The sequence below is a fragment of the Pseudomonas sp. ASL9 genome (assembly GCF_056680335.1).
Map to the genome: position 1 here is coordinate 5,060,648 of NZ_CM155277.1, position 19,379 is coordinate 5,080,026.

Consider the following 19,379-nt stretch of genomic DNA (forward strand, 5'->3'; position numbering starts at 1 on the left):
ATGGTGATTTATTCCTGAAAAATTACATTGCTTTGTGTGACGAGGCTGCGGCGTGGCTAGAAGGTAGCACGGTTGTCACTGAGTTTTCTGCCATTGATTTCATAGTGTGAAAAATTGATGCGGCGTGTGAGTCGCTAGTTTTAATTTTATGCGTGTCGACGTAATAGAGTGTGCGTTAATTTGTCAAGAGGATGGTCCGTTCGGATAGTCAGTAAATCAATAGTGTGTAGGAGCTTGCCTACAAATTTTGGTTAATTCCTACGAGCATAAAGGAAGTTACTTGCTTCTGGAAAAAAGAAACCCTGATAGAACATCTATCAGGGTTTTTTGGGCTGAGCGACTAGGCGTTATTTTAGGGTTGCAACGTTAAGGTTACAGTTTTCGAGGTGATGGAAATATTGCCTGCGCGATCAGTGACAAAGTAACCAATTGTTACTTGATTGCTGTCCAGCCCTTGCAGAAATGGACGATAGAGTTGCATTTTTACAGGGGCAATCGTCAGGTTTTCTACCTGGACCGTGTGGGACGGTCCCTCAGTGCCATTGCACACTGTCTGGATGACATCGCCAGCTTGCATGCCAGCGTAACCAGGGACCGTACCGGTAAGGGTTTCGTCCAAGGTGACGTCCGGGAAGATCATGGGGGCGAGCAGGGTTGCGCCGGGTGGGGTGCGGTCGACTTGGATGTATGAGAGAGCAGAGTCGCCAGCTGTTTCGCCTGGAAAACCGATTGTTCTGTAGCCAACAGTGTATATCCCATCTTCCTTGAGATGCTTGTCTACGTGGATGAGTAAGTTGAGTTCAGTACCGACTTCCGGGGGCGGACTCGGAAAGCTTTCCATGCTGCCGACGAGTTCACCATTCAGTAATAGTTGATAGCTATCGCGCTGTTCTGCTCCCTGCCAAACATGGAAGCGAACGACGACATCACTTTCAAGATCCACAGTTTTAATAAGGCCGTCGATATCTGCGACGGGCACGACAGGCGCACTTAGTCCGTATTTACGTTCGTTGTTCATTTTTATAAACTCCTTGCGGCATGAGCGGGTATTACCCGCTACGCCGCTATTGATTGATTGTGTTGGGCAGAGACAGGAAATCCCACTGCGGGTGGTAATTAACTATTGGGTTCTCTACCTTCAAATCAACTAATAGAACTCCGTAAGAGCTGTCAACCCTCTTCGTAAGAAAACCTTGAAAAGGTTTGCGGAAAATAAATGAACTTGCTACGTTATTTCAGAAACATCCTACAGCGTGTTAAACCCCACCCAATAAAAAACCCCAACAAACAAAGCCTGTTGGGGTTCCTTATAACGCCATCAATTATTACCGATTAAATCGTTCCACCAGCGAGTACTGGGAGTGCGCGGTGCTGGTCAGCTCTTCACTCAGCACTGCCGAGCGGCGGGCTTCGTCGGAGGTTTTATCGGCCAGTTGGGCGATGGTGGCGATCTTGCGGCTGATTTCCTCGGCGACGGCGGTTTGCTCTTCGGTGGCGGCGGCGATTTGGGTGGTCATGTCCGTAATGTTGGCCACAGCGTCGCTGATACCGATCAGTGCTTTGTCGGCTTCCAGAACCCGAGCAACGCCTTCTTCGGCCTGACGGTGCCCGGCGTCCATGGTTTGCACGGCGTTGTTGGCGGTCTTTTGCAGTTTGGCGATCAGGCTGTGAATCTGCCCGGTGGATTCGGTGGTGCGTTGCGCCAGTTGACGAACTTCATCGGCGACCACTGCGAAACCTCGGCCCATTTCTCCGGCGCGTGCCGCTTCAATCGCGGCGTTTAGGGCCAGCAGATTGGTCTGGTCGGCGATGCCTTTAATGACATCGACCACGCTGCCGATTTCGTTGCTGTCTTTGGCCAGTTGCGTCACGGTCAGGCCGGTTTCGCCGACGGCGGTGGACAGGCGCTGAATCGCTTCGCGGGTTTCGCCTGCGATATCACGGCCGCGACGAGTCAGTTCGTTGGCTTGCTGGGTGGCATCGGCCGTGCGCTGCACGTGGTTGGCGACTTCTTGGGTGGTGGCGGCCATCTGGTTGACGGCGGTGGCCACTTGCTCGGTCTCGACGCGCTGACGCTCAAGCCCATCGGAGCTGGCGTGGGCGAGGGTGTCGGATTGTCGGGCCTGCTCGTTCAGGTGTTCGGCGGTGGCCTGCAAGCGGGTCAGGCAGGTTTTCAGGCGGGCTTGCTGGCTGAGGATCGACATTTCCAGACGCGCCTGCGGCCCACGGCTGTCGGTGTACATCTGGGCGATCAGTGGGTCGGAGGTGGTTTGTTCGGCCAATTGCAACAATCGCTTGGTACCACGCTGCTGCCAGCTCAAACCGAGTAGCCCTAGGGGGACTGACAACCCAGCGGCGAGGGCGAAGCCCCAATTGGAGTTGAGCCAGGCGCCAATCATGAAGCTTAATTGGCTCACCAGGATGAAGGGCACCCAGTCCTGCAGTACAGGTAACCATTTGTCCCGACGAGGAACCGCCGATTTTCCGTTATTGATACGTTTGTATAACGCTTCCGCACGACGGATCTGTTCGGCGGTAGGTTTGACCCGCACCGACTCATAACCCACGATCTGATTATTTTCATACATCGGCGTGACATAAGCGTTGACCCAGTAGTGGTCGCCGCTTTTGCAGCGGTTTTTGACGATCCCCATCCACGGCTGACCCTGCTTGAGGGTGGCCCACATGTGGCCGAAAACCGCGGAGGGCACGTCGGGGTGTCGGACGATATTGTGCGGTGCTCGAACCAGCTCCTCTGCGGAATAACCACTGATCTCAACGAAGGCCTCGTTGCAATAGGTGATCACGCCCTTGGCGTCGGTGGTGGAGATCAACCGCTGTTGCGCGGGAAACGTCCGTTCGCGTTGGGTGATGGGCTGGTTATTACGCATGAGCTTCGAGTCCGCTGGGCTTTAGCGAGTTATCGACCAAAGCGCTGATAAATTAAGCAGGTTTCTAAAATGACCGACGAGTCGTAGGGCCCTGACAGGCGCAGGCATTTGATCATGATAGTAATGTGCAATCAAATATCGGGTAGGTCTCTCACAGAAACACACAGGTTTCTGTGAGAGAGGGTTGAACGACGGACAGGCCTGATCCGCTAAGAAGCAATCAACTGCCGCAGCACGTAATGCAAAATCCCTCCTGCCTTGAAGTACTCAACCTCATTCAACGTATCGATCCGGCATAGCACCTCAAGGGTCTCGTGGCTGCCGTCGTTACGGGTGATGTTCAGCTTCAAACTCATCCCAGGCTGCAGTTCAGCGTTGGTCAGGCCGGTGATGTCGATTTTTTCGTTACCGGTCAGTTTCAGCGTTTTGCGGTTCTGACCACCCTTGAACTGCAGCGGCAATACGCCCATGCCCACCAGATTGGAGCGGTGAATTCGCTCGAAGCTTTCGGCTATCACGGCTTTGACCCCCAGCAGGTTGGTGCCCTTGGCCGCCCAGTCACGGCTTGAACCCGTGCCATATTCTTGCCCGGCGATCACCACCAGTGGCGTGCCGTCGGCTTGATAGCGCATGGCAGCATCGTAAATCGGCAGTTTTTCGCCGGTCGGCACATAGAGGGTGTTACCCCCTTCTTCGCCCCCGAGCATTTCGTTGCGGATGCGGATGTTGGCGAAGGTGCCGCGCATCATGACTTCATGGTTGCCGCGACGAGAACCGTAGGAGTTGTAGTCCCGTGGCTCTACGCCTTTTTCGCTCAGGTAGTGGCCTGCGGGGCTGTCGGCTTTGATATTGCCTGCGGGGGAGATGTGGTCGGTGGTCACCGAGTCGCCGAGTAGCGCCAGGATGCGTGCTCCCGATACATTTTCGACCACCGGCGGTGGGCCATCGATGCCGTCAAAAAAGGGCGGATGCTTGATGTAGGTAGAGTCATCCTGCCAGACATACGTCGCCGCCTGCGGTACTTCAATGGCTTGCCATTGCGCGTCACCGGCGAATACCCCGGCGTACTCCTTATGGAACATGGCGGTGTTGACGTTTTCCACCGCTGCGGCGATTTCCTTCTGGCTTGGCCAGATATCGCGCAAGTAAACCGGCTTGCCGTCCGAGCCTACGCCCAGTGGATCGCGGCTGATATCGATGCGTACACTGCCGGCCAAGGCGTAAGCCACGACCAGCGGCGGGGAGGCCAGCCAGTTGGTTTTTACCAGTGGATGGACGCGGCCTTCAAAGTTGCGGTTGCCAGACAGGACCGAAGCGACGGTCAGGTCAGACGTTTGAATGGCTTTTTCAATCGGTTCTTGCAGCGGCCCGGAGTTACCGATACAGGTGGTGCAGCCGTAACCGACCAGGTCAAAGCCAAGTTTATCGAGGTATTGGTTCAGGCCTGAGGCCTTGTAGTAATCGGTGACCACTTTCGAGCCGGGTGCCAGTGAGGTCTTGACCCACGGTTTGCAGGTCAGCCCCTTTTCTACCGCCTTTTTTGCCAACAGCCCGGCAGCCATCATCACGCTGGGGTTGGAGGTATTGGTGCAGGAGGTGATCGCGGCGATCACCACGGCGCCATTTTTTAACCGGTAGGTCTGGCCGTCGTGCTCGTAGTCTGCTTCGCCGATCAGGTCCGCGTTGCCCACGGCAACACCGCCGCCGCCCTCGCTTTCCAGGCGGCTTACCTCCTTGCCGGTGGGTTTGACCTGCAGGCCGAGAAAGTCGGTGAATGCTTGCGCGACATTCGGCAGCGCGACCCGGTCCTGTGGGCGTTTCGGCCCGGCGAGACTGGCTTCGACGCTGGCCATGTCCAACGCCAGGCTGTCGGTGAATATAGGTTCCTGACCAGGCAGGCGCCACAAGCCTTGTACTTTGCTGTAGGCCTCCACCAGTTTCACGGTCTCCGCCGGGCGCCCGGACAGGCGCAGGTAATCCAGCGTTACATCGTCTACGGGAAAGAAGCCACAGGTGGCGCCGTACTCCGGGGCCATGTTGGCAATGGTGGCGCGGTCAGCCAATGGCAGGTCAGCCAGGCCGTCGCCATAAAACTCGACGAATTTGCCGACCACGCCTTTTTTACGCAGCATTTGCGTGACGGTCAGCACCAAGTCAGTGGCGGTGATGCCTTCTTTGAGTTTGCCGATCAGTTTGAAGCCGATCACTTCAGGAATCAGCATCGACACCGGTTGGCCGAGCATCGCTGCCTCCGCCTCAATCCCACCGACGCCCCAGCCCAGTATGCCCAGACCGTTGATCATGGTGGTGTGGGAATCGGTTCCGACCAAGGTGTCCGGGAAGGCATACGTGCGGCCATCTTCGTCTTTGGTCCAAACCGTGCGCCCGAGGTATTCCAGGTTGACCTGGTGGCAGATCCCGGTGCCCGGCGGCACCACACTGAAGTTGTCGAATGCGTTCTGGCCCCAGCGTAGAAAGGCATAACGCTCGCCGTTGCGCTGCATTTCGATGTCGACGTTTTGGCCGAAAGCGCTGGCATCGCCGAATTTGTCGACCATGACCGAGTGGTCAATCACCAGGTCCACCGGGGACAGCGGGTTGATGCGCTGGGGATCGCCACCCGCCTTGGCGACGGCCGCGCGCATCGCGGCCAGATCGACGACTGCGGGCACACCGGTAAAGTCTTGCATCAGTACCCGGGCCGGGCGGTATTGAATCTCGCGATCCGAGCGTCGTTCGGTGAGCCAGGCGGCCACAGCCTTGAGGTCGGCGCCGGTGACGGTTTTGTTGTCTTCCCAGCGCAGCAGGTTTTCCAGCAATACCTTGAGCGACATCGGCAGTTTGCCCAGATCGCCGAGGGATTTAGCGGCTTCCGGCAGGCTGAAATAGTGATAGGTCTTAGTGTCGATTTCTAATGTTTTGAGGCTTTTCAGGCTATCGAGGGAGGGCATGAAATAACTCCTTGACGGGTCCGCACGGGACGGACCTTGGAATCGAACAGAGCCTTAAATTAACTCTGATGGGTAGTTCTGGCTAATGACATGCGTATTACTGGACCGTAGAGCGGAGCCAGTGGTTCCTGATTCCGTTATCATGCGCCGGTTTTAAGCGTTGGGGGCTGACCCCGAGCGCCGCGCAGTGGCTAAATGTTTTGCCGCTGCCCAGGAGAATTGAATGAACACCCTGTTTATGCACTGCCGGCCAGGCTTCGAAGGTGAAGTCTGTTCTGAGATCGCCGAGCACGCGGCCCGTTTGAATGTGGCGGGTTACGCCAAAGCCAAAACCAATGCTGCCTGTGCCGAGTTCGTCTGCACTGAAGAAGATGGCGCAGAGCGCTTGATGAAAGGGCAGCGCTTTGCTCAGTTGATCTTCCCTCGGCAATGGGCGCGTGGTGTTTTCCTCGACTTACCTGAGACCGACCGCATCAGCGTGATTCTGGCCCAGCTCGCGAGCTTCCCGACGTGCGGCAGTCTGTGGCTGGAAGTGGTCGATACCAACGATGGCAAAGAGTTGTCGAACTTCTGTCGCAAATTCGAAGCACCCTTGCGCAAGGCATTGGCCCAAGCCGGCAAGCTGGTGGAAGACGCGAACAAACCCCGTCTGCTGTTGACCTTTAAAAGCGGACGCGAAGTGTTTCTCGGCATGGCCGACGCGGATAACTCGGCGATGTGGCCCATGGGTATTCCACGCCTGAAGTTCCCCCGCGAGTCGCCTAGCCGTTCGACCTTGAAACTGGAAGAAGCCTGGCACCATTTCATCCCTCGCGATCAGTGGGATGAGCGCTTGTCGGGCGAGATGACCGCCGTCGATCTGGGCGCCGCACCGGGTGGCTGGACCTATCAATTGGTCAGGCGTGGCATGCTGGTGACGGCTATCGACAACGGTCCTATGGCCGAAAGTTTGATGGACACCGGGTTGGTTCAGCATTTGATGGCGGACGGATTTACCTTCAAACCGCGTCATCCGGTGGACTGGATGGTCTGCGATATCGTCGAAAAGCCTGCGCGCAATGCTGCGTTGCTGGAAACCTGGCTGGGCGAAGGCTTGTGTCGAGAGGCGGTGGTCAACTTGAAGCTGCCGATGAAGCAGCGTTATGCCGAAGTGCGTCGCTTGTTGCTGCGTATTGAAGAAGGCTTCGAGGCACGGGGCATCAGGGTCGAAATCGGCTGCAAGCAGCTGTACCACGACCGTGAAGAAGTGACGTGTCATCTGCGGCGTCTGGATGGCAAGCGGCGTTGAGCCAGTAGAACGGTGCTGACTTCTTCGCAGGCAAGCCTGCTCCCACAGGAATTTCACTGGACCTATGGGAGCAGGCTTCAACTTACCCACCGCTTTGAGCGACAATGCTCGCCTGTTTTTGGAGTGTCTTATGTCTGAATCCATCGATACCTTACCGGTCGACGCCATCCTCGATGCCAGCGGCCTTAATTGCCCGGAACCGGTGATGATGCTGCACCAGAAGGTTAGGGACCTGCAGGCGGGCGGTTTGCTTAAAGTCATCGCCACCGACCCCTCGACCCGTCGCGATATCCCCAAGTTCTGTGTGTTCCTCGGACATGAACTGGTCGAGCAGCAGGCGGACGGCGGTACTTACCTGTACTGGATTCGCAAAAAGCTGGATTGATGTGCAACCGCCTACAATCCCAATGTAGGAGCGGGCTTGCCCGCGATCCACTTGATTCGGTGTGCTAGACATACAGCTATCGCAGGCAAGCAAGCCTCTTATCAAACTGCTTTTTAATATTTTAAAAACAATGTGTTGGCGCTGTTTTTGATGTGTATATCCGGCATTTGGATGTGCTGGAACTACGGTTTCGCTCTTACAGCGAGGAACCTTTTTCAAACGTCGGGACGCCGAACCGCAAAAAGGTCCCGCCAAAACGCTTTGCCCCTCCATGCGGATCCTCGCTCCGGCGTTGCTCCGGGGTCGCCGCAAGGGGCCGTCCCTGGCCCCGTGCGGCTTACTCGGCATCCTTGCCTCGTTACCCCCTGCGCAACGCCTGCGCTCGGCCTCCTGGAAAAGGGGCGTTGCCGTAATTCGGCAGTCAATTCACTCAAAAACTAAAGGCAAATCAAGATCCCGGTGGGAGCGAATTTATTCGCGAAGGCGGCTTATCTGACACGCCATCAATCACGACACACAAATCGCAACCCAGTTTGCTGCGCGACAGCGCGGCGTCGAAGACGGGGCGGGGCCTCCTACAAAATCCGGTCGATTTTTAAGCTTTTGAACTGACCCGAATCCGCTTGCGTGCGCTGCCGGTCAGGCGGATCGAGAGCATCAGTGCTGCGCAGGTCAGCCCGACGATCAGCCCTTGCCACAGGCCGGCAGGGCCGCTGGCGGCACCGAGCAGGTCGGTCAGGCCCAAGGCATACCCCACCGGCAAGCCAATCCCCCAGTACGCGAACAAGGTCAGGATCATCGTTACGCGCGTGTCTTGATAACCGCGCAGGGCGCCGGCGGCGGTCACCTGGATCGCATCCGAAAACTGGAACAATGCAGCAAACACGATCAGCGACGCGGCCATCTTGATCACCACCGGGTCAGCGGTATAGATCGTCGCGATGTGCTCACGCAGTAGCATCATCACTGTGGCCGAAAAGCAGGCATAGACCAAGGCTGTTGCCATCCCGACTCCCGCTGTGAAGCGCGCCTCCCGGGGCTGGTTGCGCCCCAGTGCCTGGCCGACGCGCACGGTCACGGCCATGCCCAGCGAGAAGGGGATCATGAACACCAGCGAGCTGAAGTTCAGGGCGATTTGATGCCCGGCCACCACGTTGGAGCCGAGGCTGCCGATCAGCAGCGCAATCACCGCAAAGATGCTCGACTCAGCAAACACAGCGATGCCGATGGGCAGGCCGATATCGATCAGACGCTTGATTGCTGCCCATTGCGGCCACTCGAAACGGCTGAATACTTCGCAGGCTTTATAAGCCGCCGCGCGCCGCACCCAGCCCGTCATGCCCAGCAAAATGGCCCACATCACGATGGCCGTGGCCCAACCGCAACCGACACCGCCCAGGGCTGGCATACCGAAATGGCCGTAGATGAAGATGTAATTCAGCGGAATATTCAGCGCCAGACCGCACAAGCCGAGCACCATGCTTGGCCGGGTACGGCCCAGGCCGTCGCTGAGGCAGCGCAGCACGTAGAACAGTGCCGTGGCGGGCAGACCGCTGGCAATCCCGCGCAGGTATTGCATGCAGGGCTCGATCAATACCGGGTCGACTTTCATCAGGTGCAGCACAGGTTCGGCGTTCAACAAGATCGTTGACGCGACCAGACCGACCGCCAACGCCAGCCACAATGCCTGACGCACCAGTGCGCCGACTTCCGTGGTCTGGCCCGCGCCATGACGTTGTGCGACCTTGGGCGTGGTCGCCAGCAGGATCCCGGTCATTAACAGGTAAATCGGTACCCAGATCGAGTTGCCCAAGGCCACGGCCGCCAGATCCCGGGGACCGACACTGCCTGCCATCACGGCATCGACAAAGCCCATGGCGGTGTAGGCCAATTGTCCGATCATGATTGGTAGCGCCAATGCCAGCAGCGTGCGCAATTCCAGGCGTACTCTCGCCGGACGGGTCAAGGGGGGTGAAAGTGTTGTTGCAGAGTTCACAATAAATCCAAAAGCTGACGCAGAAAGCCGGCCATTCTACACTCTTGACACAAGAGTCAGGAATTGAAGTTGTGCAAGACGATGACTGGCCTAGTAAGGGGCCTAGCGCCTACACTGCCGCCGACTCCAGGAGCCTTATCATGCGAATTGTTGCCGACGAAAATATACCGCTGCTCGATGCCTTTTTTGCCCCGTACGGTGACATCCGTCGTGTGCCAGGACGCTCTCTCGACCGTGCCGCCGTGGCGGATGCCGATGTATTGCTGGTGCGCTCGGTGACCCAGGTTGATCGGGCGCTGCTTGAGGGCAGCCCGGTACGTTTCGTCGGGACGTGTACTATCGGTACCGATCACCTGGATCTGGATTACTTTCAGGAGGCCGGAATTCAATGGTCCAGCGCCCCCGGTTGCAACGCGCGCGGGGTAGTCGACTATGTGCTGGGCAGTTTGCTGACCTTGGCGGAGATCGAAGGCGTCGACCTGACTCGGCGGACCTATGGCGTGGTCGGTGCCGGTGAGGTAGGCGGGCGACTGGTCAAGGTGTTGCGCGGGCTGGGCTGGAATGTGCTGGTCTGCGATCCACCCCGTCAAGCGGCGGAGGGCGGCGACTTTGTCAGCCTTGAGCAGGTGCTTGAGCGCTGTGATGTCATCAGCCTGCACACGCCGCTGAGCAAGGCCGGTGATCAACCGACCTGGCATCTGTTCGATCACTCGCGTTTGCAGCAGCTCAAGCCCGGCAGTTGGTTGATCAACGCCAGTCGGGGTGCGGTCGTCGATAACGCTGCCTTACGTAAGGTGTTGCTTGAGCGCGAAGACCTGCAAGCGGTGCTTGATGTCTGGGAAGGCGAGCCGCAGGTGGATGTAGCGCTGGCTGATTTGTGTGTCCTGGCCACGCCGCACATCGCCGGTTATAGCCTTGATGGCAGGCAGCGCGGAACGGCGCAGATCTATCAGGCATTTTGCGCATACCTGGGGCAAACACCTCGGATCAACCTGGACGACCTGTTGCCAAAACCCTGGCTGGCGCAGGTCAGCCTGAATGCCAACAGCGATCCGGCCTGGGCGCTGGCCATGCTGTGCCGTGGGGTCTATGACCCGCGCCGCGACGACGCAGACTTTCGCCGCAGCCTGGTCGGCGATATGAACAGTCGGCGGCTGGCCTTTGATGCGTTACGCAAACACTACCCGGCTCGCCGCGAAATTGCAGGACTGGCCGTGAGTATCCTAGGTGAGTCGCTGCCATTGCAGCGGATCGTGACGGCGTTGGGTGCGGTGTTGGTGTAAACCACACTCCCTGTGGAAACACTTATCTTGTAGACAGAAAAAGCCCGGCATCAAGGCCGGGTTTAAAAATGCGGTGCAGCATCAATCTTGTTTTTCGGGTTTGACCCACTGTTTGTCGCATTCTTGACACGCGACCTGAACCATCTCTTCGGTGATCAGGATCTCGCGTCCATCTTTGTCAAGAATGGCGCCCCCGACAGGCAGGGTCGGGGTGGCTCGAACGACCGGTACGTGATTGGTGCTGTTTTGCAAGCTCATGGCCTGTCTCCTCATCAGGTTGTGTGCTTAAACGTAAACCCGCTTGATGACCGCGCTGTGACATTCCCTCAGCGCATTCAGGCGGCAGCCAACTCCACCAGAAAAACTCGAAAACTGCCAGTAGGGCGTTAGACTAAAACTGTCTAACACTTATCGAGAGACGTCATATCAGCACCGATCCAGGTGCATCGCAGGGGGTTCATTTCGCCCGAGGCAGCGTTATCCGGGGTTTCGTCTGGGCGAGAGGTGTAGGCTCTCTGGTTCAGGTCTTTTCGACAGGCGGATCACTTTCATGGTTTCAGTGTTTTCCAGTCGGCAACGCGATGCCATTCGTCTGGCCCTGCGTTTTATCGCGCCGTATCGCTGGCAGTCGTTGGGTGCTTTGCTGGCCTTGATCGTGACCGCAGGCATCACCTTGTCCATGGGCCAAGGCATTCGCCTGATGGTGGATCAAGGCTTCATGACCCAGTCGCCGCAGTTGCTCAACCGCTCGATCGAGTTTTTTCTGCTGCTGGTGGTAGGGCTCGCTATTGGCACCTTTGCCCGGTTTTACCTGGTGTCATGGATTGGTGAGCGAGTGGTGGCCGATATCCGCAAGCAGGTATTCAACCACCTGATCAACCTGCATCCGGGCTTTTACGAAAACAACCGTAGCTCGGAAATTCAGTCGCGGCTGACGGCCGACACCACGCTATTGCAGTCGGTGATCGGTTCGTCGTTATCGTTGTTCTTGCGCAACCTGCTGATGGTCATCGGCGGCATTGTCTTGTTGTTTTTTACCAACCCCAAGCTGACCAGCATCGTGGTCGTGGCCTTGCCGCTGGTGGTGGCGCCGATTCTGATTTTCGGCCGTCGTGTACGCAGCCTGTCGCGCTTGAGCCAAGACCGGATTGCCGATGTCGGCAGTTATGTCGCCGAGGCGTTGGGCCAGATCAAAACCGTGCAGGCCTACAACCATCAGCAGCAGGACAAACAACGCTTCGCGGTGACTGCCGAAGAGGCGTTCGACACCGCCCGCAAACGTATTTTGCAGCGTTCATGGCTGATTACCCTGGTCATCATTCTGGTATTAGGCGCCGTGGGGGTGATGCTGTGGGTGGGCGGCATGGACGTGATCGCAGGGCGTATTTCGGGTGGAGAACTGGCGGCGTTCGTCTTTTATAGCCTGATCGTCGGCAGCGCCTTTGGTACCCTGAGCGAAGTGATTGGCGAGTTACAGCGCGCGGCGGGCGCGGCTGAGCGGATTGCCGAACTGCTGCAGGCGCCCAGTGAAATTGAGCCCCCAGTCAGTGACCTGCTGCATCTGCCTGAGCGGGTCAGCGGGCGTCTGACCCTGGAAGACGTGAGTTTTGCGTACCCGTCACGCCTCGAGCGTAACGCCATTGATGGTTTTAGCTTGAGTATCGAGGCCGGCGAAACCCTGGCACTGGTCGGACCTTCCGGTGCGGGCAAGTCGACATTGTTCGATCTGTTGCTGCGTTTTTATGACCCGCAAAAGGGGCGCATTCTGGTCGAAGGGTTGCCCATTACCCAACTTGATCCGCTGGACCTGCGACGCTGTTTTGCCATGGTTTCGCAAACGCCCGCGCTATTTTTTGGCAGTGTTGAAGAGAACATCCGCTACGGCAATCCCGACGCAACCGTCGAGCAAGTGCAGGCAGCAGCACGGATTGCCCATGCCCATGAGTTCATTTTGCAGATGCCCGACGGTTATCAGACCCATCTGGGCGATGGCGGGCTTGGGCTGTCTGGCGGCCAGCGTCAACGTCTGGCCATTGCCCGAGCGTTATTGGTCGATGCACCGATTCTGCTGCTGGACGAGGCCACCAGTGCGCTGGACGCACAGAGCGAACACCTTATCCAACAGGCCCTGCCAAGCCTGATGAAAGGCCGCACGACGCTGGTTATTGCCCATCGTCTGGCCACGGTACAAAACGCCGACCGCATTGCGGTAATTGATCAGGGACGTTTGATTGCAGTGGGCACCCACCACCAACTGATCGCCAGCAACCCGCTGTATGCACGGCTGGCGGCGTTGCAGTTCAATACGAATCAGGAGGCGGTGGTTTGAAAGGTGGCGCGTAGCGTCACACGATTACCGCTGACTCAGCGGTACTCACACAGATAAGCGCTGTCTTCAATGACGTCCAGATGGAATTTGCTGTTGGCCGGCACGTTGAACTGGCTGCCGGACGTGAAGGTTTCCCAAACGTCGCTGTCTGGCAGTTTGACTTTCAAGGCGCCGGAGATGACGTGCATGATTTCGCGCTTGCTGGTACCGAACTCGTATTTACCCGCCGCCATGACGCCGATCGTGGCATCGCCTTCCGCTTGACGGAACGCAATCGATTTGACGGTGCCGTCGAAGTATTCGTTGACTTTAAACATGGGCGATTCCTCGAAAAAAATAAGGGCTACAAAAGGTCGCTCAGTATGCCGAACGTATAAAAGGCCGTCATCCGCTTTAAAAATTGCGTCACTCCGGAAGGCAATCAGTCAGGTTGGAAGAATCAGTGGCAGCAGTCGCGCAGTATTGCGCGCATCCACCAGCGCCCGGTGCTGCTGCCCGTTGAATTGCATGCCAGCCAGTTGCAACGCACTGTTCAAGCCCAGAGGGCGTTGCAGTTTTCGGGCCTCAATAAAACGTTGTTTGAGGTTGACGTGGGGCAGGGTGCTCAAGGCGCTGGTCAGTTGCTGCTGCTGCCATTCCTGTTCCAGTTGCCGGCGATCATATTCTCCCCAACTGGCCCACCCCCCCACGCGTGGGAGGTGGTGGCTGAGCCAGCGTTCGAACTGCGGCCAGACCGTGGTCAAGGGGGCTGCGTTGTCGATATTGACCTGACTGATGTGTGTCAGCTCCCGGCAAAAAGTGGTCAGCAGCGGCCGGCGCAAAGGCCGCACGAAACGCTCGAAGTGATCCAGCTCCCGGCCGTCTTGATTGACCAGGGTCACTCCAATCTCAATGATCTCCATCTCGGCCAACGGCCAGCCGCCGTCCTCTGTTGTGGCTTCCAGATCAATCACCAGCCAGTGCGGCATATCAAACTCCGATGAGACAGCGCTAAGGTGACTTGAGCGTAGACACAATCAGCCCGATACGTCCAATGGTACGAAACACCTGGCGGTATCTGAGCTGATTGCTCTGCGCTGCCCAGCGGTGATCAGCAGCTTGAGCCGCTACAAAACGAACGCCAGGTTTTTGCAGCGCAGGTTTGGATTTATTGCCGTGTGCGCCACCCAAGCGCTTGCTTGGTGCGTCGCACAAGCATAAATTGCGCGCGCTATATGCCCATTTCCAAGAGGAGTCTCACCGTGGACGAGCAAAAAGCCCTGAGGGTGATGCGCGACTTGGTGGACGGTGGCCAGATGACTGATCCCGAGAGTGCCCGCGGCAAACTGTTGCAGGTGGCTGCTCACCTGTTTCGCAACAAAGGCTACGAACGCACCACCGTGCGGGACTTGGCCAGCGCGGTGGGCATTCAGTCCGGAAGCATTTTTCATCACTTCAAAAGCAAGGACGAAATCCTGCGCTCAGTGATGGAAGAGACCCTCAGCTATAACACCGCGTTGATGGACGCGGCGCTCGCCGAAGCCGGCAGTGCGCGCGAGCGGGTGTTGGCACTTATTCGTTGTGAGCTGCAATCGATTATGGGGGGCCGCGGCGAGGCCATGGCGGTGCTGGTTTATGAGTGGCGGTCGCTGTCGGCAGAAGGGCAGGCTAAAGTGCTGGCCTTGCGCGACCTCTACGAGCAGCTCTGGTTGCGGGTGTTGGGAGAGGCGAAAGAGGCCGGCTATATCAAGGGCGATGTGTTCATCACGCGGCGCTTTCTGATGGGTGCCTTGTCGTGGACCACCACCTGGTTTAGCGCTCAGGGCAGCATGACGCTCGATCAGTTGGCAGATGAAGCGCTGATGATGGTGCTAAAAGAAGTTTGAAACCTGTCAATTAATGCGGGTTGGTATCACTTTGACATTGTCTAACAATCCGAAAGCGCATAGCTTGTCGGGAGTCAGTTACTTGAGGTGCGCTGTCTTGATGCTTTTGCTTTTGCGGGCGGCTTCCCGAATAGTGCTGTTGGCCGTCTGCACGTTGTGGGCCTGGCAGGCTAGCGCCGCGCAGTTGGTTCGTGTGGGCGCCGCGCACTTCCCGCCCTACACCATCCGCCCGGAAAACGGCGATGCCACCGGCTTGTTGCCGCAGTTGGTCATCGCCTTGAATGCGGCGCAAAGCGACTTTCAGTTTCTACTGGTGCCGACGTCCATACCGCGTCGCTTTCGTGATTTCCAGCAGGGCCGGATCGACATGGCCATCTTCGAAAACCCGGACTGGGGCTGGAAGGACATTGCGCATGTCAACGTTGATATGGGCCTGGAAGACGCTGAAATTTTCGTCGCCAAGCGCGTCGAAGGTCGCACTGAAACCTATTTCAACGACTTGCACGGCAAGCGCCTGGCGCTGTTCAGTGGTTATCACTACGCGTTTGCCCAATTCAATGCCGAGCCCAGGTTTCTGGCCGAACGCTACAACGCCACGCTGACCTATTCCCATGACGCCAACCTGCTGATGGTACTGCGTGGGCGAGTCGACATTGCGCTGGTGACGCGCTCGTACCTGAGCGATTTCATGGCACGTAATCCTGATGAGGCTCGTCAGTTGTTGGTGTCCGAGCGGGTCGATCAGGTTTATCGGCATTACGCCTTGCTGAGTCCACGGGCGGCCATCACGGGCAAGCAGTTCAGCCAGTTGTTGCAGCAGCTTCGCAATAACGGGCAGATGTTCACTATCTTCCAGCCGTTTCGAATTGCGGTCACGCCGCTGCAGACTCACCGCGCGGTGGCGGCAGATGGGGGGCGTTAGCCCAGGTGCCAGAGGGGCCAAAAGACTCTCTTCGCAGGCAAGCCAGCTCCGCCCTTCGGGCAGAATCGCAGCCCAGTTTGCTGTGCGACAGCGCAGCGTCGAAGACGCGGCGAGGCCTCCCGCAGGATGTGTGGCCAGCGCACATTTTGCGCTGACTGTTGATCGGGGAGCGCAGGTTCGTACACTGCGAAAAAAGTAGCTCGGATCAACGATTCTTCGCGTCTTTGGCATCCATCTCGGCGTTGCGTTCATGGACGCGCTTGAGCTGCTCATCGGTCAAATCAACCTTTGTAGCGGTGCTGCGCAGCATAAACAAACCGCCGACGATCGAGCCAATGGCAACGACCAGAATTAACCAGGCATACCAGGGCATAGGGCTCTCCTTGAAGTGATGTCACTTTGAGCAATCTAGATTGCCAGTGGTTCAATTCTAGGCGGCCTTAGCCCAGTTTGTTAGCGACGTGCTGATTATTAACAACTTATAACCCGATCAACATCGGATCTGCCGGTTGAAGGTTGCAGCTGCAATGCCAGCGGTGTCGGGGCAGGACGCTCGGGTGGGTGCGCGATCGGGATCAATTATCGATCACCGGGTCCCGAAAAGGGGTCGGTTCGGCTACAATATGCGCCGATTTCGACTTGCCCGAGAGCCTACTCATGTCCGCCTGCCAGACTCCTATCATCGTCGCCCTGGATTTCCCCACCCGTGACGCCGCATTGAAACTGGCCGATCAGTTGGACCCGAAGCTGTGCCGGGTCAAAGTCGGTAAAGAACTGTTTACCAGCTGTGCCTCGGACATCGTTGAAACCCTGCGTAACAAGGGCTTCGAGGTGTTTCTCGACCTTAAATTCCACGACATCCCCAACACCACGGCGATGGCGGTGAAGGCCGCGGCAGAAATGGGCGTGTGGATGGTCAACGTCCATTGCTCCGGTGGCTTGCGCATGATGGCGGCCTGCCGTGAAGTGCTCGACCAGCGCAGCGGGCCAAAACCGTTGCTGATTGGTGTCACCGTGCTGACCAGCATGGAGCGTGAGGACCTGGCGGCGATCGGCCTGGATGTTGAACCATTGGTGCAGGTGCTGCGTCTGGCCGCTTTAGCGGAAAAAGCGGGTATGGACGGTCTGGTGTGCTCGGCACTCGAAGCCCATGCCTTGAAAACCGCCCATCCGTCCCTGCAACTGGTCACGCCCGGCATTCGTCCGGCAGGCAGCGCCCAGGATGACCAACGTCGCATCCTGACCCCGCGTCAGGCGCTGGACGCCGGCTCTGACTACCTGGTCATCGGCCGTCCCATCAGCCAGGCCGCCGACCCGGCAAAAGCGCTGGCAGCGGTCGTGGCTGAGTTGGCATAATCCCGCAGGATTGTGAGGACTCTGTGGGAGCGAATTCATTCGCGAAGGCTTAGGTTCAGGCACCGACGATCTTGAATCACACCTTCAATACCAATTTCCCGAAGTTCTCACCCTTGAACAGTTTCATCAGGGTTTCGGGGAAGGTTTCCAGACCCTCGACGATGTCTTCCTTGCTTTTGAGTTGGCCTGAAGCCAGCCAGCCGGCCATCTCCTTACCGGCTGCAGCGAAGTGTGGGGCGTAGTCCATGACCACGAACCCTTCCATGCGTGCACGGTTTACCAGTAGCGACAGGTAGTTGCTCGGGCCTTTCACCGCCTCCTTGTTGTTGTACTGGCTGATGGCGCCGCAGATGATCACCCGGGCTTTGGGCGCCAGGCGGGAAAGAACCGCGTCGAGGATATCGCCACCGACGTTGTCGAAATACACATCGACGCCTTTTGGGCATTCACGTTTGAGGCCGGCGTGGACGTCCTCATTCTTGTAGTCGATGGCGCCATCGAAGCCCAGTTCATCGATCAGCGACTGGCATTTTTCTTTGCCTCCGGCGATGCCAATCACGCGGCAGCCTTTGATTTTGGCGATCTGCCCTGCAACGCTGCCCACCGCACCCGCCGCCCCGGAAATCACTACGGTTTCACCTGCTTTGGGCGCGCCGACGTTCAGCAGGGCGAAATAAGCGGTCATGCCGGTCATGCCCAGTGCTGACAAATAACGTGGCAGCGGTGCCAGTTTTGGATCGACTGTGTAGAAACCCTTGGGCTCACCCAGAAAATAGTCCTGCACACCCAGCGCACCCTGCACGTAATCGCCGACGGAAAATTTCGGGTCCTGTGACGCAACCACTTTGCCCACGCCCAACGCACGCATCACCTCGCCCAGATTCACGGGCGCAATGTAGGACTTGCCTTCGTTCATCCAGCCGCGCATCGCCGGGTCCAGTGACAGGTATTCATTCTTGACCAAGACCTGACCGGCCGCCACTACGCCGACAGGCACGTGCTGAAAGATGAAGTCGTCGCGACTCGCTGCGCCAGAAGGGCGTTTGGCGAGCAGGAATTGGCGGTTGGTCAGGACAGTCATGGCAGGCACTCTTTTAGACAGGAAGGAGAGAGAACACGCCTACGTGATAGTCGTTGGCCGTCGTTCCGGCAAGAGGTGTCCGTCTGGCGAATGCAGGCCGATCCAGCCGAGTGATGACTTACTGGCTGTTTAATCACTCTGATGCATAAGTCCATAACCGGGCTTCTTATAGTGCTGACGCGCCCCGGCAGGCTCTGGCTAGACTGCTTCACTACTCAACCGTCTGAGGACAACGACATGAGCATGACTTTTTCCGGCCAAGTGGCTTTGGTCACGGGCGCTGCTGCAGGTATTGGTCGCGCAACCGCATTGGCCTTCGCTGGGGAGGGCCTGAAAGTGGTGGTGGCGGATCTGGACAGCGACGGGGGTGAAGGCACTGTCGAATTGATTCGGGCTGCGGGCGGCGATGCTGTATTTGTGCGCTGCAACGTCACCCAGGAAACTGAAGTGCGCCAGTTGATGGAGCAGGCAGTGAGTACCTATGGTCGCGTCGACTACGCCTTCAACAATGCCGGCATCGAGATCGAAAAGGGCCGTTTGGCCGAGGGCAGTGAAGCCGAGTTCGATGCGATCATGGGCGTCAACGTCAAAGGCGTCTGGTTGTGCATGAAGTATCAATTGCCGCTGATGCTTGCCCAGGGCGGCGGTGCCATCGTCAACACGGCATCAGTGGCGGGCCTTGGCGCTGCTCCGAAGATGAGTATTTACAGCGCATCGAAGCATGCCGTGATCGGCTTGACCAAATCCGCGGCGATCGAATATGCAAAAAAGAAAATTCGCGTCAACGCCGTCTGCCCGGCAGTGATCGACACCGACATGTATCGCCGCGCCTATGAAGCCGATCCGAAGAAGGCCGAATTCGTTGCCGTCATGCACCCGGTCGGCCGTGTCGGCACCGTCGAAGAAATCGCCAGTGCCGTGCTTTATCTGTGCAGCGATGGCGCCAGCTTCACTACCGGCCACGCGCTGGCGGTGGACGGCGGGGTGACCGCGATTTAAGGCCCGCCAGCGCCCGCAGCACGTGCTTACCCT

General features: G+C 57.7%; 17 protein-coding genes. 8 read left to right on the top strand and 9 right to left on the bottom strand.

The window, feature by feature from the left end; genetic code table 11:
- Positions 1-352: 352 nt before the first annotated feature.
- From AC1ME2_RS23260 to acnA, 3 genes are all read right to left on the bottom strand, one after another.
- Positions 353-1,018, bottom strand: a complete 666-nt coding sequence (locus tag AC1ME2_RS23260) for a hypothetical protein (RefSeq protein ID WP_480437118.1) — start codon at positions 1,016-1,018, stop codon at positions 353-355.
- 307 nt (positions 1,019-1,325) lie between these two features.
- On the bottom strand, positions 1,326-2,891 hold the full coding sequence (locus AC1ME2_RS23265) for a methyl-accepting chemotaxis protein (RefSeq protein WP_480437120.1): 1,566 nt from the start codon (positions 2,889-2,891) through the stop codon (positions 1,326-1,328).
- A 209-nt stretch (positions 2,892-3,100) separates the two neighbouring features.
- A complete protein-coding gene (gene acnA, locus AC1ME2_RS23270; RefSeq protein ID WP_480437122.1) occupies positions 3,101-5,842 on the bottom strand; it encodes an aconitate hydratase AcnA in 2,742 nt (913 codons plus the stop codon).
- A gap of 223 nt (positions 5,843-6,065) precedes the next feature.
- Between acnA and rlmM the strand changes: the two genes are divergently transcribed.
- Together rlmM and tusA are read left to right on the top strand one after the other, a co-directional pair.
- A complete protein-coding gene (rlmM, locus tag AC1ME2_RS23275; protein WP_480437125.1) occupies positions 6,066-7,130 on the top strand; it encodes a 23S rRNA (cytidine(2498)-2'-O)-methyltransferase RlmM in 1,065 nt (354 codons plus the stop codon).
- Between the two features lie 130 nt (positions 7,131-7,260).
- A complete protein-coding gene (tusA, locus tag AC1ME2_RS23280) occupies positions 7,261-7,515 on the top strand; it encodes a sulfurtransferase TusA (RefSeq protein WP_480437127.1) in 255 nt (84 codons plus the stop codon).
- A gap of 595 nt (positions 7,516-8,110) precedes the next feature.
- On the opposite strand, the gene AC1ME2_RS23285 is transcribed toward tusA, so the two are convergent.
- Positions 8,111-9,511 carry an MATE family efflux transporter gene (locus tag AC1ME2_RS23285; protein ID WP_480437129.1) on the bottom strand — a complete coding sequence of 467 codons (1,401 nt, stop codon included), beginning with the start codon at positions 9,509-9,511 and terminating at the stop codon, positions 8,111-8,113.
- Between the two features lie 140 nt (positions 9,512-9,651).
- Here AC1ME2_RS23285 and pdxB point away from each other — a divergent pair, with 140 nt between their 5' ends.
- Positions 9,652-10,794 carry a 4-phosphoerythronate dehydrogenase PdxB gene (gene pdxB, locus AC1ME2_RS23290; protein ID WP_480437131.1) on the top strand — a complete coding sequence of 381 codons (1,143 nt, stop codon included), beginning with the start codon at positions 9,652-9,654 and terminating at the stop codon, positions 10,792-10,794.
- A gap of 81 nt (positions 10,795-10,875) precedes the next feature.
- On the opposite strand, the gene AC1ME2_RS23295 is transcribed toward pdxB, so the two are convergent.
- Complete coding sequence (locus AC1ME2_RS23295) at positions 10,876-11,052, bottom strand: PA1571 family protein (RefSeq protein WP_480437133.1); 177 nt, start codon at positions 11,050-11,052, stop codon at positions 10,876-10,878.
- A 292-nt stretch (positions 11,053-11,344) separates the two neighbouring features.
- On the opposite strand from AC1ME2_RS23295, the gene AC1ME2_RS23300 reads away from it, so the two are divergent.
- On the top strand, positions 11,345-13,123 hold the full coding sequence (locus AC1ME2_RS23300; RefSeq protein ID WP_480437135.1) for an ABC transporter transmembrane domain-containing protein: 1,779 nt from the start codon (positions 11,345-11,347) through the stop codon (positions 13,121-13,123).
- A 35-nt stretch (positions 13,124-13,158) separates the two neighbouring features.
- On the opposite strand, the gene ppnP is transcribed toward AC1ME2_RS23300, so the two are convergent.
- Both ppnP and AC1ME2_RS23310 read right to left on the bottom strand, forming a co-directional pair.
- Positions 13,159-13,440, bottom strand: a complete 282-nt coding sequence (gene ppnP / locus AC1ME2_RS23305) for a pyrimidine/purine nucleoside phosphorylase (protein ID WP_480437137.1) — start codon at positions 13,438-13,440, stop codon at positions 13,159-13,161.
- A 108-nt stretch (positions 13,441-13,548) separates the two neighbouring features.
- Positions 13,549-14,091, bottom strand: coding sequence for a 3'-5' exonuclease (locus AC1ME2_RS23310; RefSeq protein WP_480437138.1), 543 nt, complete (start codon positions 14,089-14,091; stop codon positions 13,549-13,551).
- Positions 14,092-14,364: 273 nt separating this feature from the next.
- On the opposite strand from AC1ME2_RS23310, the gene AC1ME2_RS23315 reads away from it, so the two are divergent.
- Positions 14,365-14,988 carry a TetR/AcrR family transcriptional regulator gene (locus AC1ME2_RS23315; RefSeq protein WP_480437139.1) on the top strand — a complete coding sequence of 208 codons (624 nt, stop codon included), beginning with the start codon at positions 14,365-14,367 and terminating at the stop codon, positions 14,986-14,988.
- Positions 14,989-15,088: 100 nt separating this feature from the next.
- Complete coding sequence (locus AC1ME2_RS23320; RefSeq protein ID WP_480442300.1) at positions 15,089-15,910, top strand: substrate-binding periplasmic protein; 822 nt, start codon at positions 15,089-15,091, stop codon at positions 15,908-15,910.
- 205 nt (positions 15,911-16,115) lie between these two features.
- Here the strand turns inward: AC1ME2_RS23320 and AC1ME2_RS23325 are convergent, their stop codons facing one another.
- On the bottom strand, positions 16,116-16,283 hold the full coding sequence (locus AC1ME2_RS23325) for a DUF2897 family protein (protein WP_480437142.1): 168 nt from the start codon (positions 16,281-16,283) through the stop codon (positions 16,116-16,118).
- Between the two features lie 284 nt (positions 16,284-16,567).
- On the opposite strand from AC1ME2_RS23325, the gene pyrF reads away from it, so the two are divergent.
- A complete protein-coding gene (gene pyrF / locus AC1ME2_RS23330; RefSeq protein ID WP_480437143.1) occupies positions 16,568-17,266 on the top strand; it encodes an orotidine-5'-phosphate decarboxylase in 699 nt (232 codons plus the stop codon).
- A 76-nt stretch (positions 17,267-17,342) separates the two neighbouring features.
- Here the strand turns inward: pyrF and AC1ME2_RS23335 are convergent, their stop codons facing one another.
- On the bottom strand, positions 17,343-18,347 hold the full coding sequence (locus tag AC1ME2_RS23335; RefSeq protein WP_480437144.1) for an NADP-dependent oxidoreductase: 1,005 nt from the start codon (positions 18,345-18,347) through the stop codon (positions 17,343-17,345).
- Between the two features lie 237 nt (positions 18,348-18,584).
- Between AC1ME2_RS23335 and AC1ME2_RS23340 the strand changes: the two genes are divergently transcribed.
- On the top strand, positions 18,585-19,346 hold the full coding sequence (locus AC1ME2_RS23340; protein ID WP_480437145.1) for an SDR family oxidoreductase: 762 nt from the start codon (positions 18,585-18,587) through the stop codon (positions 19,344-19,346).
- Positions 19,347-19,379 lie beyond the last annotated feature (33 nt).

Coding starts and splice junctions, on each gene's coding strand:
- AC1ME2_RS23260 (WP_480437118.1), bottom strand. CDS start 1,018: ATGAACAACGAACGTAAATACGGACTAAGTGCGCCTGTCGTGCCCGTC.
- AC1ME2_RS23265 (WP_480437120.1), bottom strand. CDS start 2,891: ATGCGTAATAACCAGCCCATCACCCAACGCGAACGGACGTTTCCCGCG.
- acnA (WP_480437122.1), bottom strand. CDS start 5,842: ATGCCCTCCCTCGATAGCCTGAAAAGCCTCAAAACATTAGAAATCGAC.
- rlmM (WP_480437125.1), top strand. CDS start 6,066: ATGAACACCCTGTTTATGCACTGCCGGCCAGGCTTCGAAGGTGAAGTC.
- tusA (WP_480437127.1), top strand. CDS start 7,261: ATGTCTGAATCCATCGATACCTTACCGGTCGACGCCATCCTCGATGCC.
- pdxB (WP_480437131.1), top strand. CDS start 9,652: ATGCGAATTGTTGCCGACGAAAATATACCGCTGCTCGATGCCTTTTTT.
- AC1ME2_RS23295 (WP_480437133.1), bottom strand. CDS start 11,052: ATGAGCTTGCAAAACAGCACCAATCACGTACCGGTCGTTCGAGCCACC.
- AC1ME2_RS23300 (WP_480437135.1), top strand. CDS start 11,345: ATGGTTTCAGTGTTTTCCAGTCGGCAACGCGATGCCATTCGTCTGGCC.
- ppnP (WP_480437137.1), bottom strand. CDS start 13,440: ATGTTTAAAGTCAACGAATACTTCGACGGCACCGTCAAATCGATTGCG.
- AC1ME2_RS23310 (WP_480437138.1), bottom strand. CDS start 14,091: ATGCCGCACTGGCTGGTGATTGATCTGGAAGCCACAACAGAGGACGGC.
- AC1ME2_RS23320 (WP_480442300.1), top strand. CDS start 15,089: ATGCTTTTGCTTTTGCGGGCGGCTTCCCGAATAGTGCTGTTGGCCGTC.
- AC1ME2_RS23325 (WP_480437142.1), bottom strand. CDS start 16,283: ATGCCCTGGTATGCCTGGTTAATTCTGGTCGTTGCCATTGGCTCGATC.
- pyrF (WP_480437143.1), top strand. CDS start 16,568: ATGTCCGCCTGCCAGACTCCTATCATCGTCGCCCTGGATTTCCCCACC.
- AC1ME2_RS23335 (WP_480437144.1), bottom strand. CDS start 18,347: ATGACTGTCCTGACCAACCGCCAATTCCTGCTCGCCAAACGCCCTTCT.
- AC1ME2_RS23340 (WP_480437145.1), top strand. CDS start 18,585: ATGAGCATGACTTTTTCCGGCCAAGTGGCTTTGGTCACGGGCGCTGCT.